At 55.8% G+C, this 16,787-nt stretch carries 11 protein-coding genes; 9 read left to right on the top strand and 2 right to left on the bottom strand.

Features of this window, described 5'->3' with window-relative positions:
- Window positions 1-163: 163 nt before the first annotated feature.
- The 3 genes from fadB (at window position 164) to topA (ending at window position 6,411) form a co-directional block, all read left to right on the top strand.
- Window positions 164-2,311 (top strand): fatty acid oxidation complex subunit alpha FadB, encoded by a 2,148-nt coding sequence (gene fadB / locus FPL19_RS15395; protein WP_150913749.1) that lies wholly within the window; start codon window positions 164-166, stop codon window positions 2,309-2,311.
- Between the two features lie 33 nt (window positions 2,312-2,344).
- Complete coding sequence (gene fadA, locus FPL19_RS15390) at window positions 2,345-3,520, top strand: acetyl-CoA C-acyltransferase FadA (RefSeq protein ID WP_150913747.1); 1,176 nt, start codon at window positions 2,345-2,347, stop codon at window positions 3,518-3,520.
- A gap of 248 nt (window positions 3,521-3,768) precedes the next feature.
- Window positions 3,769-6,411 carry a type I DNA topoisomerase gene (gene topA, locus FPL19_RS15385; RefSeq protein WP_150913745.1) on the top strand — a complete coding sequence of 881 codons (2,643 nt, stop codon included), beginning with the start codon at window positions 3,769-3,771 and terminating at the stop codon, window positions 6,409-6,411.
- Between the two features lie 4 nt (window positions 6,412-6,415).
- Here topA and FPL19_RS15380 read toward each other — a convergent pair whose 3' ends face one another.
- Both FPL19_RS15380 and gltA read right to left on the bottom strand, forming a co-directional pair.
- The gene (locus tag FPL19_RS15380; RefSeq protein WP_150913743.1) at window positions 6,416-7,288 is read right to left on the bottom strand and encodes an NAD(P)-dependent oxidoreductase; all 873 of its coding nucleotides are present in this window, start codon (window positions 7,286-7,288) and stop codon (window positions 6,416-6,418) included.
- Window positions 7,289-7,422: 134 nt separating this feature from the next.
- On the bottom strand, window positions 7,423-8,697 hold the full coding sequence (gltA, locus tag FPL19_RS15375) for a citrate synthase (RefSeq protein ID WP_150913741.1): 1,275 nt from the start codon (window positions 8,695-8,697) through the stop codon (window positions 7,423-7,425).
- 419 nt (window positions 8,698-9,116) lie between these two features.
- Here gltA and sdhC point away from each other — a divergent pair, with 419 nt between their 5' ends.
- From sdhC to odhB, 6 genes are all read left to right on the top strand, one after another.
- Window positions 9,117-9,491, top strand: a complete 375-nt coding sequence (gene sdhC / locus FPL19_RS15370) for a succinate dehydrogenase, cytochrome b556 subunit (RefSeq protein WP_150913739.1) — start codon at window positions 9,117-9,119, stop codon at window positions 9,489-9,491.
- Entirely contained in the window at window positions 9,485-9,829 is a 345-nt protein-coding gene (sdhD, locus tag FPL19_RS15365; protein ID WP_150913737.1) for a succinate dehydrogenase, hydrophobic membrane anchor protein, read from the top strand. The genes sdhC and sdhD overlap by 7 nt, the downstream gene beginning before the upstream one ends.
- Before the next feature lie 3 nt (window positions 9,830-9,832).
- A complete protein-coding gene (gene sdhA / locus FPL19_RS15360) occupies window positions 9,833-11,605 on the top strand; it encodes a succinate dehydrogenase flavoprotein subunit (RefSeq protein ID WP_150913735.1) in 1,773 nt (590 codons plus the stop codon).
- Window positions 11,606-11,620: 15 nt separating this feature from the next.
- Window positions 11,621-12,325 carry a succinate dehydrogenase iron-sulfur subunit gene (locus FPL19_RS15355; RefSeq protein ID WP_150913733.1) on the top strand — a complete coding sequence of 235 codons (705 nt, stop codon included), beginning with the start codon at window positions 11,621-11,623 and terminating at the stop codon, window positions 12,323-12,325.
- A gap of 307 nt (window positions 12,326-12,632) precedes the next feature.
- On the top strand, window positions 12,633-15,470 hold the full coding sequence (locus FPL19_RS15350; RefSeq protein ID WP_150913731.1) for a 2-oxoglutarate dehydrogenase E1 component: 2,838 nt from the start codon (window positions 12,633-12,635) through the stop codon (window positions 15,468-15,470).
- Window positions 15,471-15,495: 25 nt separating this feature from the next.
- Window positions 15,496-16,761, top strand: a complete 1,266-nt coding sequence (gene odhB / locus FPL19_RS15345; RefSeq protein WP_150913729.1) for a 2-oxoglutarate dehydrogenase complex dihydrolipoyllysine-residue succinyltransferase — start codon at window positions 15,496-15,498, stop codon at window positions 16,759-16,761.
- Window positions 16,762-16,787: the final 26 nt, after the last annotated feature.

Here is a 16,787-nt window from a genome sequence, read left to right as displayed (position 1 = left end):
AATGGCCGGTTTTTTTCCAAGGTGTCAGCCCACGATTCAAACGACTGTATGAATTTTGGATCGCTTGATCGGGTAGTGACCGAAAATGCTGCATCGGCGGTCGCCTCGCGAAACGCTCGTGCGGCTGTTTCAGCAGTTCCAAACACAGACTGGAGATCAGTTGATGATTTACGAAGGTAAAGCCATCACGGTTAAAGAGATCGAAGGCGGGATCGCTCAGTTGAACTTTGACTTGCAAGGCGAGTCGGTAAACAAGTTCAACCGTCTGACGATAGAAGAGCTCCGCGCCGCGACTGACAAACTGGAAGCACAGAAAGGGCTGAAAGGCCTGGTGGTAACCAGTTCCAAGGACAGCTTTATTGTTGGCGCCGATATCAACGAATTTACCGAGCTGTTTGCCGGCTCGGAAGAAGATCTGGTAGCGAACAACCTGAAGGCCAACGAAGTTTTCAGCGCCATCGAGGATCTGCCTTTCCCCACCGTGACTGCCATTAATGGCATGGCGCTGGGCGGCGGTTTCGAGATGTGCCTGGCGACCGACTATCGGGTAATCGACCCGAAAGCGAAAGTTGGTCTCCCCGAAGTCAAGCTGGGCATCTTCCCCGGTTTCGGCGGAACCGTTCGCCTGTCACGCCTGGTGGGTGTGGATTATGCCGTTGAGTGGATTTGTGGCGGCACCGAGAACCGCGCAGACAAGGCGTTGAAGGTCGGTGCTGTGGACGCGGTGATTGAGAGCGACAAGCTGGTTGAAGGCGCTATCGCCATCATTAACCAGTGCAACGAAGGCAAGCTGGATTATCAGGCCCGTCGTGAAGAGAAGAAGGGCAAGATCAAGCTGAACGCCATGGAAAGCATGATGGCCTTCGAGATCTCCAAGGGTTACGTTGCCGGCCAGGCTGGCCCGAATTACCCGGCGCCGGTTGAAGCGATCAAGGTGATGCAGAAGCACGCCGGTCTGACCCGCGACAAGGCGATCGAAGTAGAAGCGAAAGGCTTCGCAAAGATGGCCAAGACCAACGTGGCGGCCTGCCTGGTTGGCCTGTTCCTGAACGATCAGGAGCTGAAGAAGAAAGCGAAAGCCTGGGAAAAAGAAGCCAATGAAGTGAAGCTGGCAGCTGTTCTTGGTGCCGGCATCATGGGTGGCGGTGTTGCCTATCAGTCTGCACTGAAGGGCACCCCGATCATCATGAAAGACATCGCCCAGGAAGGCATTGCGCTGGGTCTGAAAGAAGCCAAGAAGCTGCTTTCCAAGCGCGTGGACAAGGGCAAGATGGATGCCGGCAAGATGGCCGACGTTCTGAACAGCATTACGCCGACCCTGAACTATGGCGATTTCAAGAGCGTGGATCTGGTGGTAGAAGCCGTTGTCGAGAACCCGAAGGTAAAAGACGCGGTTCTGCGTGAGACCGAGGACAACGTTCGCGAAGACGCGATCCTGACCACCAACACGTCTACCATTTCCATCGACCTTCTGGCCAAGAACCTGAAGCGTCCGGAAAACTTCTGCGGCATGCACTTCTTTAACCCGGTGCACATGATGCCGCTGGTTGAAGTTATCCGTGGCAAGAAGACCAGCGACAAGGCCATTGCCACCACCGTGGCTTACGCCAAGGCTATGGGCAAGACCCCGATCGTGGTGAATGACTGCCCCGGCTTCCTGGTTAACCGCGTTCTGTTCCCCTACTTTGGCGGCTTTGTGAACCTGGTCCGTGACGGCGCTGACTTCCAGCACGTCGACAAGGTCATGGAAAAGTTCGGCTGGCCGATGGGCCCGGCCTATCTGCTGGACGTTGTGGGCATGGACACCGGCAAGCACGCCGGCGAAGTGATGGCCGACGGCTTCCCGGATCGCATGAAGCACGAGGGTACGACTGCCATCGACGTGATGTTCGACAACAACCGTTATGGACAGAAGAACGATAAGGGCTTCTATAAATATGAACTGGACCGCAAGGGCAAGCAGAAGAAGATTGTAGACGAAGAAACCTACAAGCTGCTTGAACCGGTTGTTCAGGGCAAGAACGACTTCAGCGACGAGGACATCATCGCCCGTATGATGCTGCCCCTGTGTCTGGAAACCGTTCGCTGCCTGGAAGACGGCATTGTTGAAGACCCGGCAGACGCCGATATGGGCCTGATCTTCGGTATCGGCTTCCCGCCGTTCCGCGGTGGTGCCCTGCGCTATATCGACGATATGGGTGTCGACAAGTTCGTCGAACTGGCAGACAAGTTTGCAGATCTCGGTCCTCTATACCACCCGACCGAGAAACTGCGTGAGATGGCCAAAACTGGCGAAAAGTTCTTTGGCTAACCCTGAACGAGATTTCCGAACGGAGAACGATCTATGAGCCTTAATCCGAGAGACGTTGTCGTCGTCGATTGCGTGCGGACTCCGATGGGGCGTGCCAAAAACGGTTGTTTCCGCAATGTGCGCGCGGAAACCCTGTCGGCAGCGCTGATCGAAGCATTGTTTGAGCGTAATCCCAAGCTCGACCCGAAAGAAGTTGAAGATGTGATCTGGGGCTGTGTGAATCAGACCAAGGAGCAGGGCTTCAACGTGGCGCGTCAGATCTCACTGCTGACCCGCATTCCCCATGAATCCGCGGCGCAGACCGTCAACCGTCTGTGTGGTTCCGCCATGAGCGCGATCCACACAGCTACCCAGGCGATCCAGACCGGAAACGGCGATGTGTTTGTCGTGGGTGGTGTAGAGCACATGGGCCACATTCCCATGACCGACGGCTTTGACCATAACCCGGCCGCGTCCAAGTATTCCGCCAAAGCGTCCAACATGATGGGCCTGACCGCGGAAATGCTGGCGAAAATGCACGGCATTACCCGTCAGCAGCAGGACGAATTCGGCGCGAGGTCTCACCGCCTCGCCCAGGAAGCGACCGATGAGGGCCGTTTCAAGAACGAAATCGTTCCGATCGAAGGTCATGACGAGAATGGCTTCAAGAAGCTGATTGAAGAGGACGAAACCATCCGTCCGGAGACCACCGTCGAATCCCTCGGGCAGCTGAAACCGGCGTTTGATCCGAAAAACGGTACCGTTACTGCGGGTACGTCTTCCCAGCTCACCGATGGCGCTTCTGCCATGGTGCTGATGTCTGCCGAGCGTGCTGAAGCTATGGGCCTGAAGCCGATTGCCAAGGTTCGCGCCATGGCGGTTGCCGGTGTCGATCCGGCCATTATGGGTTACGGGCCGGTTCCGGCTACCAAGAAGGCACTCAAGCGCGCAGGCCTGAAAGTTGAAGATATCGACTTCTGGGAACTGAACGAAGCCTTCGCGGGTCAGTCGCTGCCGGTTCTGAAGGACCTGAAGCTGCTGGGCGTGATGGAAGAGAAAGTGAACCTGAACGGTGGTGCGATTGCCCTCGGGCATCCACTGGGCTGCTCCGGTGCGCGCATCTCCACAACCCTGCTGAACGTTATGCAGGCCAAAGGCGGTAAGCTTGGTGTATCCACCATGTGTATCGGCCTGGGTCAGGGCATTGCAACGGTATGGGAGCGTCTCTGATTCGCTGATTTGAATCAGTAACGCGTTCACAGAAGGCCCGGCAAATGCCGGGCTTTCTTGTCTGTGGGTGCCCTGAAAGCGGTCGGCATTTTTTACGAATGGGTTGTCTTGCTTTTCCCGACCCTGTAAAACAATGCACTTATACAAATATGGCGGCTATTGAGACTTTTCTAGCCGACTGATTTTACAGCGAGTTTCCGGTTTGCTGAATTTTTAACCGATCATCGCAAAGGATATAGAACTCCGATATGGGTAAAAGCCTCGTTATTGTCGAGTCGCCAGCGAAAGCGAAGACCATCAACAAATACCTCGGTCCTGACTTTATTGTTAAGTCCAGTGTCGGTCATATTCGTGACCTTCCGGTCAGTGGCTCCGGGTCCACCAGCGATCCGAAAGAGCGGGCGCGGCAGGCGGCAATCACCCGCAAGATGAGCCCCGACGAAAAAGCCATCCACAAACAGAAGAAGGCCCGTGAGCAACTGGTTGCCCGCATGGGTGTGGATCCGGACCGTGACTGGGATGCGCGCTACGAAATTTTGCCGGGCAAAGAAAAGGTCGTCAGTGAGCTCAAGCGTTTGGCGAAATCCGCTGACAATATCTATCTCGCGACGGACCTTGACCGTGAAGGGGAGGCCATCGCCTGGCACCTGCAGCAAACCATCGGTGGTGAGCCCGAGAAATACCGCCGGGTGGTGTTTAATGAAATTACCAAGCGTGCCATCCAGGAAGCCTTCAATGATCCGGGCAGTCTCGACAATGATCGGGTAAATGCGCAGCAGGCCCGCCGCTTTCTGGATCGGGTTGTTGGTTATATGGTGTCGCCGCTGCTCTGGGCGAAAATCGCACGTGGTCTGTCCGCGGGCCGGGTTCAGTCGGTTGCCGTCCGGCTGATCGTTGAGCGGGAGCGGGAAATCCGCAAATTTGTGCCGGAGGAATTCTGGCAACTGCACGCGGATCTGACCCGCAGCGAAAAAGACAGCGCAATCCGTTTTGAGGTCACCCGGTACGATGAAAAGGCCTACCGGCCCGCGACGGAGCAGCAGAGCAACGAGCATGTCGAGCGGCTCAAGGCCGGCAGCTTCAAGGTCGCCAAGCGCGAGGACAAGCCCACACGGTCGCGTCCGTCTGCACCATTTATTACGTCAACTCTGCAGCAGGCTGCCAGTAACCGGATGGGTTTCAGCGTCAAGAAAACCATGATGCTGGCCCAGCGTCTGTACGAGGCAGGTTTCATTACCTACATGCGTACCGACTCCACCAACCTGAGCCAGGATGCGGTGGCCAGTTGCCGGGAATACGTCAAAAATCAGTTTGGCGACAAGTTCCTGCCTGAGAAGCCGAGGGTGTACGGCAGCAAAGAGGGCGCTCAGGAGGCCCACGAGGCCATCAGGCCAACCGATGTGGACCGTCGCCCTGCGAGTATCCAGGGCCTGGAAAAAGACGCTGAGAAGCTCTATGAACTGATCTGGCGCCAGTTTATCGCCTGCCAGATGGCCGATGCCGAGTTCCTGAGTACGTCCATCATGGTTGCCAATGGTGATTATGAGCTGAGAACCCGTGGCAGAATTATAAAATTCGAAGGCTTCCTGAAAGCGGCCCCGCAGACTTCCAAAAAAGACGAAGACATCGCTTTGCCGGACATCAAAGAGGGCGAGACCCTGGGTCTTGAGAAACTTGACCCGACTCAGCACTTCACCAAGCCTGCTCCCCGTTATACCGAGGCAAGCCTGGTAAAAGAGCTGGAAAAACAGGGTATCGGTCGGCCTTCAACCTATGCCTCCATCATCTCCACCATTCAGGACAGGGGCTATGTGCGGCTGCAGAACCGTCGTTTTTACGCCGAGAAGATGGGCGAAATCGTCACCGAGCGGTTGTCAGAGTCTTTTCCGAACCTGATGGACTTCGACTTCACTGCCCGAATGGAAGACGAGCTGGATGAAATTGCGTCCGGTGATGTTCAGTGGAAAAAGGTTCTGAACGACTTTTACAGTCGCTTCCGGAAACAGTTGGAAGAGGCGGAAAGTGGTGACGAGGGTGGAATGCGGGCGAACACGCCTACGGAAACTGACATTCCTTGTCCTACCTGCGCCCGTCCGATGCAGATTCGGGTGGCGAGCACCGGCGTTTTTCTGGGTTGCTCGGGCTACTCGCTGCCCCCGAAAGAACGTTGTAAAACCACCATTAACCTGGTCTCCGGGGATGAGGTGGTCAGTGCGGACGAGGACGTAGAAGGCGAGGGCGAAACACGCCTGCTGCGCAAGAAACGTCGGTGCCCTAAATGTGGCACTGCGATGGACAGTTACCTTGTGGATGAAGGCCGCAAGCTGCACGTCTGTGGTAACAACCCGGATTGCTCGGGCTTTGAAGTGGAGAAGGGCACGTTTCGCATCAAGGGCTACGAGGGCCCGACGCTTGAATGCGACAAGTGCGGCTCGGAAATGCAGCTGAAAACCGGAAGATTTGGTAAGTACTTCGGCTGTACCAATGACCAGTGCAAGAACACCCGGAAACTTCTGAAAAGCGGCGAGCCGGCACCCCCCAAGATGGATCCCGTGCCGATGCCAGAGCTTCCCTGTCAGAAGGTGGATGACACCTACGTTCTGCGTGATGGCGCGTCAGGTCTTTTCCTGGCTGCGAGCAAGTTCCCGAAAAACCGGGAAACCCGGCCGCCCCTGGTGATGGAAATCAAACCGCACCGCAAGGAAATCGACCCGAAATACGATTACCTGATGGATGCGCCGGAGAAAGACCCGGAGGGCAACCCGACGGTAATTCGCTACAGCCGCAAGTCAAAAGAGCAGTACGTCATGTCCGAGAAGGATGGCAAGGCCACTGGCTGGTCTGCCTGGTACCAGAACGGACGCTGGGTGCCTCAGGACAAAAAGAAGTAGATCACTATTTCTTCCGCAGTCGCTGGATCAGCGATGAGGTGTCCCAGCGGGCGCCGCCCATATCCTGAACATCTCCGTAAAACTGGTCGACTAGCGCTGCCACGGGCAGTCTGGCGCCGTTTTTGCGGGCTTCTTCCAGGCAAATAGCCAGGTCTTTGCGCATCCAGTTCACCGCGAATCCGTGCTCGAACTCCCCGGCGATCATTGTGGTTGAGCGATTTTCCATCTGCCAGGACTGGGCGGCGCCCTTGGAAATAACGTCAACGACCTTCTGAACGTCAAGGTCTGCCTGTTCGGCAAAGTGCAATGCTTCGGATAGTCCCTGAACCAGGCCTGCGATGGCAATCTGGTTGACCATCTTGGTGCGCTGGCCGGCGCCGACAGGGCCCATCAGGTTCAGAGCCTTGGAGTAGTGCTCCATCAGCGGCTGAGCCTGGGAAAAAGCCTGAGCCTTGCCACCACACATAATTGTGAGCTGACCCTTTTCGGCTCCTTGCTGCCCCCCGGACACCGGTGCGTCAACAAACGCCAGTTGCTTCTGTGCCGCCAACTCAGCCAGATGCTCCGCAACGCCGGCTGACGCGGTCGTGTGATCAACCAACACCGCGCCGGGCTTGGCGTTTTCAATGATACCCCCCGGACCCTCAAATATCTCCTGCAGGTCAATGTCAGCGCCCACGCAGGTAAAGACGAAGTCGGCCTGGGCTACCGCGGATGCGATGGTGTCGCAGGCAGTGCCTGAATAATCGGAGGCCCATTGCTCGGCTTTTGCGGCGGTGCGGTTCCATACGCTGACCGAAATGCCGGCTTTGGCCAGATGTCCGGCCATTGGGTAGCCCATAACGCCCAGTCCCAGAAAGGCAGCAGTAATGCTCATTGGTTATTCTCCGAAGTCATGTTGTTTTTGGAAGAGGATCATCATTACAGAATGTCCGGGCACAAAAAAGGCCGCTGTGTCGGCGGCCTTTCCTATTTTAACCCTGCGTTGAGTCGGGCTGTCTGTTTATCGGGTTATTTTTTCGGGTATTTGCGGACATCCGAGCCGGTGTAGAGCTGGCGTGGACGGCCAATCCGGTAATTGCCACTGACCATCTCGTTCCAGTGGGAGAACCAGCCAATGGTACGGGACAGGGCGAATATCACGGTGAACATGGAGGTCGGGATGCCAATCGCCTTCAGAATCAGGCCGGAGTAGAAATCCACGTTCGGGTAGAGCTTACGCTCAACAAAGTACTCGTCTTCCAGTGCGATTTTCTCGAGGCGTTGGGCGATCTTCAGCAGAGGGTCGTTTTCCAGTCCAAGTTCTGTCAGTACTTCGTGGGCAGTCTCTGCCATTACCTTGGCCCGCGGGTCAAAGTTCTTGTAGACCCGGTGTCCAAAGCCCATCAGGCGGAACGGGTCGTTCTTGTCCTTGGCCTTGGCAATGTACTTCTCGATGTTCGCTTCGTCGCCAATTTCAGCCAGCATATCCAGTACGGCCTCGTTTGCGCCGCCATGAGCCGGGCCCCAGAGCGCTGCAATGCCGGAAGCGATGCATGCGTAGGGGTTGGCGCCGGTTGAGCCCGCAAGCCGCACCGTCGAGGTTGAGGCGTTCTGTTCGTGGTCTGCATGCAGGATAAAGATCTTGTCCATGGCCTTGGCCAGGACCGGGTTCGGAACATATTCCTCGCAGGGCACGCCGAACATCATTTGCAGGAAGTTCTCTGCATAGGACAGGTCGTTGCGCGGATACATGAACGGCTGGCCGATGCTGTACTTGTAGCTCCAGGCTGCGATAGTCGGCATCTTGGCGATCAGGCGGTGAGCGGTAATCTCCCGCTCGTGCTCGTTCGTTACGTCCATCTGGTCGTGATAGAACGCTGACAGTGCGCCAACCACGCCGCACATAATGGCCATGGGATGGGCATCGCGGCGGAAGCCCTGGTAGAAGTTGCGCATCTGATCATGAAGCATGGTGTGGTTCTTGATCGTCTGATGGAACTGCGTATTTTCCTCGGCGGTTGGCAGCTCACCGTTAAGCAGCAGATAGCAGACTTCCAGATAGTCGGAATTCTCGGCCAGCTCTTCAATGGGGTAACCACGGTGCAGGAGAACGCCGTTTGCGCCGTCGATGAACGTGATTTCGGATTCACAGGCTGCTGTGGAAACGAAACCGGGGTCGTAGGTGAAAACGCCTTCCTGGACCAGGCTGCGTACATCAATGACGTCGGGGCCGACAGTGCCGGAATACATCGGTAGCTCTATGGACTTGTCACCCACCGAAAGCGTGGCTTTCTTATCGGTCATGGTGCTCTCCTATTTATCAACGTTTGGATGCTGGGTCAGCGTTTGGGAGTATTAGAAGGCGCGTATTATCGCAAAACTGGCGGCAAAATATAGGGTGTTGGCTTTTTTTGTCAATGAACCAGGCCGCAAAAGCCGGCCACAGGCCGCGGCGGCCCTGATTCGGCATAAAGTCCGAACCCCTGATTTTACGGGGTTTTGCCAGCTTTCGCGTTTGTAATCAGAAGGCCTACTCCTTATAATCTCTAGCCCGTAATTGGGAACTAACCGTGTACAGCGCCGAATTCATAAGAGCGTGGGCCCGGTTTCCCTCCTGAGCCAATCGGGTGACGGTTCCTGACCGCACCATGATCCTTACATACCAACCCTCTGCAGTCGGAGAACACCCCTTCTGTGGAATCAAAAGAGAGTGTGAGAGCGCTGTGAATAGTAAACGACCAGTAAATCTCGATCTCAGCAAGTTTCATTTTCCGCTGCCGGCCATTACGTCCATTCTGCATCGCATCAGTGGCATCCTTATATTTATTGGTGTTGCGTTCATGCTGTATGGGCTCCAGCTCTCCCTCAGTGGAGAAGCAGGCTTCAGCCAGGTGAATGACTTGCTGGACAGCTTCCTCGCGAAGCTGATCACCTGGGGCATTCTGTCTGCTCTGCTTTATCACCTGGTTGCCGGCATCAAGCACCTGTTAATGGATATGGGTATCGGCGAAGAACTCGAAAGCGGTCGTATCGCCGCCAAGGCGACAATCGCAGTGTCGGTCATTCTCATCATTCTGGCAGGAGTCTGGGTATGGTAAACAGCGTAACGAACCTCGGCCGCAGCGGTGTTTTTGACTGGATGGTCCAGCGTGTCACCGCCTACGTACTTGCTCTGTACACGTTATTTCTATTTGGATTCATCCTCACGACGAACGTGGACTACGAAACCTGGTCAGGGCTTTTCAGCCAGACCTGGTTCCGCATTTTCACTCTACTGGCACTGATATCTATTGGAGCCCATGCCTGGGTTGGCCTTTGGACAGTTTCAACGGACTACATCAAGGCAGCGGCGCCGCGGTTTCTGTTCCAGGCTGCGTGTGGACTGATTATGTTCGTGTATTTCGTTTGGGGCATTCAGATTCTGTGGGGGCTTTAATTAATGGCTAACATCAAGACCATGTCTTACGACGCAATTGTGATCGGTGGGGGCGGTTCCGGCATGCGTGCCGCACTGCAGCTCACAGAATCCGGCGTCAACACTGCCTGTATCACCAAGGTTTTTCCGACCCGGTCGCATACTGTGTCGGCCCAGGGCGGTATCACCTGTGCCATTGCGAGCGCCGATCCCAATGACGACTGGCGCTGGCACATGTATGACACGGTCAAGGGCTCCGACTATATTGCGGACCAGGATGCTGTGGAATACATGTGTTCAGTTGGCCCGCAGGCGGTGTTCGAACTTGAGCACATGGGGCTACCGTTCTCCCGGACCGAGCAGGGCCGTATCTACCAGCGTCCGTTCGGTGGCCAGTCCAAAGGGCCGGATAATCCCACACAGGCGGCTCGAACCTGTGCCGCTGCTGACCGTACCGGTCACGCGCTGCTGCACACGCTCTATCAGGCGAATCTCAAGGGCGGTACCACCTTTCTCAATGAGTGGTACGCCGTAGATCTGGTCAAAAACAGCAAGAACGAAGTGGTTGGTGTTGTTGCCATCGAGATCGAAACTGGCGAAGTGGCCTACATCAAATCCAAAGCGACCGTCCTGGCCACCGGTGGTGCAGGGCGTATCTACGCGTCAACCACTAATGCCCTGATCAATACCGGTGACGGTATCGGTATGGCGTTGCGCGCCGGCTTCCCGATGCAAGACATGGAAATGTGGCAGTTCCACCCGACCGGCATCTATGGCGCCGGTACACTGGTAACTGAAGGTTGCCGGGGTGAGGGCGGTTATCTGATCAACGCCGAGGGTGAGCGCTTCATGGAGCGCTACGCACCGAACGCCAAAGACCTTGCCGGCCGTGACGTCGTGGCCCGGGCCATGGTGATCGAAATCCTTGAAGGCCGTGGCTGTGGCCCGGACAAGGATCACGTGCTTCTGAAGCTGGATCACCTGGGTGAGGAAACGTTGAACCTGCGACTGCCGGGTATCTGTGAGCTTTCACGCACCTTTGCCCATGTCGATCCGGTCAAGGAACCGGTGCCGGTAGTGCCTACCTGCCATTACATGATGGGTGGCATCCCCACCACCGTCGGTGGTCAGGCTCTGTCTCAGGATAAAGACGGTAAAGATCAGCCGATTCCGGGGCTGTTTGCCTGTGGCGAAGCTGCGTGTGTTTCCGTACATGGCGCCAACCGTCTTGGTGGTAACTCACTGCTTGACCTGGTTGTGTTTGGTCGTTCTGCGGGTATCTATATCGAAGAGCAGCTACGTGGTGGCTTCGAAGCAGACAGCGCCAGCGAGGAAGATATCAAGGCAGCAATGGCCCGTCTGGATCGCCTGAATTCGGCTTCTGAAGGCGAGAGCGTTGCTGACGTTCGCAAGGATCTGCAAAGCTGTATGCAGCTTTACTTTGGCGTATTCCGCGACGGCGATGCCATGGAAGAGGGGCTGCGAAAGCTTGAGGCCATTGGCGAGCGGGTCAGGAACACCAAGCTTTCTGATACCAGTAATGCCTTTAACACCGCGCGAATCGAAGCGCTCGAGCTGGACAACCTCTATGAGGTTGCGCTGGCGACGGCCGTTTCCGCTTTCGAGCGTAAGGAAAGCCGTGGTGCTCACGCCCGCAACGACTATACCGAGCGTGACGACGACAACTGGCTGAAGCATTCCCTGTACTTCCCGCTTGAGAAGCGGCTGGGCAAGCGGGATGTCAATTTCACGCCGAAGACTGTTCCGACCTTCGAACCGAAGATCCGGACCTATTAAAAGGGGGATGTAACAATGTTGGTAAGCGTCTATCGTTACAACCCGGAGACAGACAACGCGCCCTACATGCAGGACGTGGAAGTCGAGATTCCGGAAGGTAAAGACCTGATGGTTCTGGACGTCCTGAACCTGATTAAGGAGCGGGATACGTCCATGGCGTACCGTCGTTCCTGCCGTGAGGGTGTCTGTGGGTCAGATGGCATGAACATGAACGGCAAGAACGGTCTTGCCTGCATTACGCCTTTGTCGGATGTGGTGAAAAAGAACAAGCTGGTACTTCGCCCCCTGCCAGGCCTGCCGGTCATCCGGGACCTGGTGGTGGATATGAGCCTGTTCTATCAACAGTACGAGAAGGTAATGCCGTATCTGGTTAATGATAATCCACCTCCGGCTATTGAGCGTTATCAGTCGCCGGAAGAGCGGGAAAAGCTGGACGGTCTGTACGAGTGTATTCTGTGCGCCTGCTGCTCCACTGCGTGTCCCTCCTTCTGGTGGAATCCGGAGAAGTTTATCGGCCCGGCCGGACTGCTTCAGGCCTACCGTTTCCTGGCGGACAGCCGTGACGATGCACAGGAAGAGCGTCTCGCCAATCTTGATGATCCATTCAGCGTGTTCCGCTGCAGGGGTATCATGAACTGTGTGAGTGTCTGCCCGAAAGGTCTGAACCCCACGAGGGCGATCGGCCACATCCGCGATCTGCTCCTGCAAAGGGCGACCTGAGCAGAATCTGACAGAACCGCTATACTGTGCTGTTAAGGCACGCACCCGGAAGGGCTCGCAACGAGGCGGGCCCTTCAACCAAAGGCTTATGGTCATAAGTACTCTGGGGGTGCAGACTACGCGAGCCGTGGTTGGGGCTGAAAAGTCCTGCCACGGCTTTTGCAGAGTTAAACTACCGGGGAATGGAAAACATCCATGCTGGATGTGGTTGCCAAAGTCGATCCCGTAATAACCCGTATTGACTGCGAATTACCCCTGGCAGACCATATGCAACTCCCCCGCACCAGCCCAAGGTGAGCTATTCAAGATGCACGAAAGCATAATGGAGCAGTTGTGGCAGACTTCCCACTTACAAGGTGGAAATCTGGCCTACGTCGAGCAGCTTTTCGAGACCTACCTGACTGATCCCAACGCCGTTCCCGAAGAGTGGCGTAGTTACTTCGACAGACTTCCCAGTGTTGACGGATACAAAGGACGCGACGTCAGTCATGCGTCTATCCGGCAACAGTTCGAACACATCTCCCGCAATCAGCGTTTTCTTGCCACCGGTGGCGTTCCGGCCAGTGCAACCGTTGATGCCGACAAAAAGCAGATCCGTGTTCTTCAGCTTATTAACGCCTTCCGCTTCCGCGGCCATCAGGAAGCGAAGCTGGACCCTCTCGGCGTCTGGAACCGGCCGTCTGTAGAAGATCTGGATCCGGCGTTCCATGAACTCACCGAAGCCGACAATGACCTTGAGTTTCAGACCGGTTCACTGTGTTTCGGCGGCGAAACCATGCGGTTGCGGGACATCGTAGAGGGTCTGCGCCAGACTTACTGTGAGAGCATCGGCGCTGAATACATGCATGTCGTGGATACCCGCATCAAGCGCTGGTTTCAGCAGCGCATGGAGCCGGTGAAATCCCGTCCAAATTTTGAAGTGCCCACCCGCAAACACCTGTTGGAACGTTTGACCGCAGCGGAAGGTCTCGAGAAATACCTTGGCTCCCGTTACCCCGGCGTGAAGCGTTTCGGCCTTGAAGGTGCTGAAAGCCTGATTCCATGCCTGGACGAGCTTATTCAGCGTGCCGGCAGTTATGGCGCCAAGGAAATTGTCCTTGGCATGGCCCACCGGGGCCGTCTTAACGTTCTGGTGAATACCCTGGGCAAGAATCCCAAGGAACTGTTTGACGAGTTCGAGGGCAAACGGCTTGCCGATTCCGGCTCCGGCGATGTGAAGTACCACCAGGGTTTCTCGTCCAACGTCATGACCGACGGTGGCGAAATCCACCTGGCGCTGGCCTTCAACCCGTCGCACCTGGAAATTGTGTCTCCAGTGGTTGAAGGTTCTGTCAGAGCCCGCCAGACCCGCCGCAACGACACCGACGGCGCCCAGTGTGTTCCGATTATCATGCACGGTGATGCTGCGTTTGCAGGTCAGGGCGTGGTGATGGAAACTCTGCAGATGTCCCAGACCCGGGGCTACGGCATTGGCGGTACCATCCACATTGTGATTAACAACCAGGTTGGCTTTACCACCAGCAAGCAGGAAGACGCCCGCTCCACGGAATACTGTACCGATGTGGCGAAGATGATCCAGGCGCCAATCCTGCACGTGAACGCAGACGATCCGGAAGCGGTTTTCTTTGTAACCCAGATGGCGATGGACTATCGCCACGAGTTCAAGGAAGACGTGGTGATTGACCTTGTCTGCTACCGTCGTCGTGGTCACAACGAAGCCGATGAGCCGGCGGCCACCCAGCCGGTCATGTACGAGAAGATCCGCAAGCTGAAGACCACTCGCGGAATCTATGCCGAACAGCTGATTGCTGACGGCGTCATTACCGAGGACGAGTCCAAGCAGATCGAGCTGGAATACAGGGATGCCCTGGACAAGGGTGATCACGTAGTGAAGTCGCTGGTGAAAGAGCCCAACAAGGATCTTTACGTCGACTGGACACCGTATCTCGGCCATGAGTGGACCGCCAAGTGCAAGTCCAGCGTGGCTCTGAAAACCATTCAGAAACTGGGCAAGAAGCTGACGGCACTGCCGGAAGGTTTCAGTATTCAGCGTCAGGTTTCGAAGATTGTCAGCGACCGGGAAAAAATGACCGCCGGTGCGCTGCCTATCAACTGGGGTTATGGCGAGATCATGGCCTATGCCACCTTGTTGGACGAGGGTCACCCGATCCGGATTACCGGTCAGGACGTGGGGCGGGGAACCTTTTCCCACCGTCACGCGGTTCTGCATAACCAGAAAGACGGCTCAACCCATATTGCACTTGAGCATATTGCTGAAGATCAGCCGAAATTCGAGATTTATGATTCGCTGCTTTCCGAAGAAGCGGTCATGGCGTTCGAATACGGTTACTCGACCACCTCTCCAAAAGGTCTGGTGGTCTGGGAAGCCCAGTTCGGCGACTTCGCCAATGGCGCCCAGGTGGTTATCGACCAGTTCCTGTCCAGTGGCGAGCACAAGTGGGGCCGCCTGTGCGGTCTGACACTGCTGTTGCCACATGGCTATGAAGGGCAGGGGCCAGAGCATAGCTCTGCGAGGCTTGAGCGCTTCCTGCAGCTTTCAGCACAGCATAATATCCAGGTTTGCGTGCCGACTACGCCATCTCAGGTTTTTCATATGCTGCGTCGCCAGGTCAAGCGCCCGCTGCGCAAGCCGCTGGTGGCTATTACGCCGAAGAGTCTGCTGCGACACAAGGAAGCGACCTCTGATCTTGAGGATCTGACGTCGGGCACCTTCAAGACGGTACTGCCGGAAAAAGAGCCGTCAGACCCGAAAAAAGTCACCCGACTGATTCTTTGCAGCGGTAAGGTGTATTTTGACCTTCTCGAACGCAAGAAGAATGATGAGCGTGACGATGTCGCCATTTTGCGCATCGAGCAACTGTATCCGTTCCCCGGTGAGGATCTGGATGAGCTGCTCAGCCAGTACACGAAGCTCAAGCATGTAGCATGGTGTCAGGAAGAGCCCATGAACCAGGGTGCCTGGTACTGTAGTCAGCACCATATGCGCAATGCACTCTACCGGCATAACCCGAAGCTTTATCTGCAGTATGCCGGTCGTGATGCCTCTGCGGCACCTGCTTGTGGTCATATGTCTGTTCATGTGGAAGAGCAGAAAAAACTCGTAAACGACGCTTTTGAAATCTGACGAGCTACCGAACTAAGGATCCGAGATGTCAACTGAAATAAAAGCCCCCGTATTTCCAGAGTCGGTCGCAGAAGGCACCATTGCGACCTGGCACAAGCAGCCAGGCGAAGCCTGTTCACGTGATGAGCTGATCGTCGATATCGAGACCGACAAGGTTGTACTGGAAGTTGTTGCCCCTGCCGATGGCGTGATTGAAGAAGCAATCAAGGGCGAGGGCGATACTGTCGAAAGCGGCGAAGTAATCGGCAAGTTCAAAGAAGGCGCCGCCGGAGAGTCCAAGCCGGCAGAAAAAGAGACCGGTAGTGCTGACAAGGGTAGTGAGAAGAAAGAGACGGAAGAGAAAGAGTCCGCCAAGAGTGCTGATGATTCCGCCTCAAAATCTTCTGGTGAGGCAATTCTCAGCCCTGCAGCCCGCAAGCTGGCCGAAGAAAACAATGTCAATCCTGACAGCATCAAGGGCACCGGCAAAGATGGTCGAGTGACCAAAGAAGACGTTCAGAATCATGTAGATACTGGAAAGCCTTCAGGTGGTGGTTCAACTACTGCGGCGCCAGCAGGCGACATGCCTGAAGTGAACGTGCAGCAGGGTGAGCGCCCGGAAAAGCGTGTTCCCATGACACGCCTGCGCGCCAGCATTGCCAAGCGCCTGGTCAATGCCCAGCAGACGGCAGCCATGCTGACAACCTTCAACGAGGTCAACATGGGCCCGGTGATGGAGCTGCGCAAGCAATACAAAGAGAGCTTCGAGAAGCGTCATGGCATCAAGCTTGGCTTCATGTCGTTCTTTGCCAAGGCCGCCACCGAGGCACTGAAGCGCTTCCCGGCAGTCAACGCGTCTATCGACGGCAACGACATGGTTTACCATGGCTACCAGGATATTGGTGTTGCCGTGTCCACCGAGCGCGGTCTGGTTGTGCCGGTTGTGCGCGACGTTGATGGCCTCGGACTGGCGGATATCGAAAAGAAAATTGTCGAATATGGCACCAAGGCCAAAGACGGTAAGCTGGGCATTGAAGATATGACCGGCGGTACTTTTACCATCACCAATGGCGGCATTTTCGGGTCGTTGATCTCGACGCCGATCCTTAATCCGCCGCAGACTGCGATTCTTGGCATGCACAAGATCCAGGAACGGCCGATGGCAGTGAATGGTAAGGTCGAGATTCAGCCCATGATGTATCTGGCGCTGTCCTACGACCACCGCATGATCGATGGTAAAGAGGCGGTGCAGTTCCTCGTAGCGATCAAGGAAATGCTTGAAGACCCGGCCCGCATTCTGCTGGATGTCTAAGCGTTCACTTAACGAATCAGGAAACA

The organism is Marinobacter halotolerans, assembly GCF_008795985.1.
In the GTDB taxonomy this organism is placed as follows: Bacteria; Pseudomonadota; Gammaproteobacteria; order Pseudomonadales; family Oleiphilaceae; genus Marinobacter; species Marinobacter halotolerans.
The sequence above is the reverse complement of the archived record's forward strand: the minus strand, read 5'-3'. Positions and strand labels throughout refer to the sequence as shown.

What these genes read in the sequence shown, in the direction of transcription:
- topA (WP_150913745.1), top strand. Translation starts at nt 3,769, where the DNA reads ATGGGTAAAAGCCTCGTTATTGTCGAGTCGCCAGCGAAAGCGAAGACC.
- sdhA (WP_150913735.1), top strand. Translation starts at nt 9,833, where the DNA reads ATGGCTAACATCAAGACCATGTCTTACGACGCAATTGTGATCGGTGGG.
- FPL19_RS15350 (WP_150913731.1), top strand. Translation starts at nt 12,633, where the DNA reads ATGCACGAAAGCATAATGGAGCAGTTGTGGCAGACTTCCCACTTACAA.
- FPL19_RS15380 (WP_150913743.1), bottom strand. Translation starts at nt 7,288, where the DNA reads ATGAGCATTACTGCTGCCTTTCTGGGACTGGGCGTTATGGGCTACCCA.
- gltA (WP_150913741.1), bottom strand. Translation starts at nt 8,697, where the DNA reads ATGACCGATAAGAAAGCCACGCTTTCGGTGGGTGACAAGTCCATAGAG.
- fadA (WP_150913747.1), top strand. Translation starts at nt 2,345, where the DNA reads ATGAGCCTTAATCCGAGAGACGTTGTCGTCGTCGATTGCGTGCGGACT.
- FPL19_RS15355 (WP_150913733.1), top strand. Translation starts at nt 11,621, where the DNA reads ATGTTGGTAAGCGTCTATCGTTACAACCCGGAGACAGACAACGCGCCC.
- fadB (WP_150913749.1), top strand. Translation starts at nt 164, where the DNA reads ATGATTTACGAAGGTAAAGCCATCACGGTTAAAGAGATCGAAGGCGGG.
- odhB (WP_150913729.1), top strand. Translation starts at nt 15,496, where the DNA reads ATGTCAACTGAAATAAAAGCCCCCGTATTTCCAGAGTCGGTCGCAGAA.
- sdhD (WP_150913737.1), top strand. Translation starts at nt 9,485, where the DNA reads ATGGTAAACAGCGTAACGAACCTCGGCCGCAGCGGTGTTTTTGACTGG.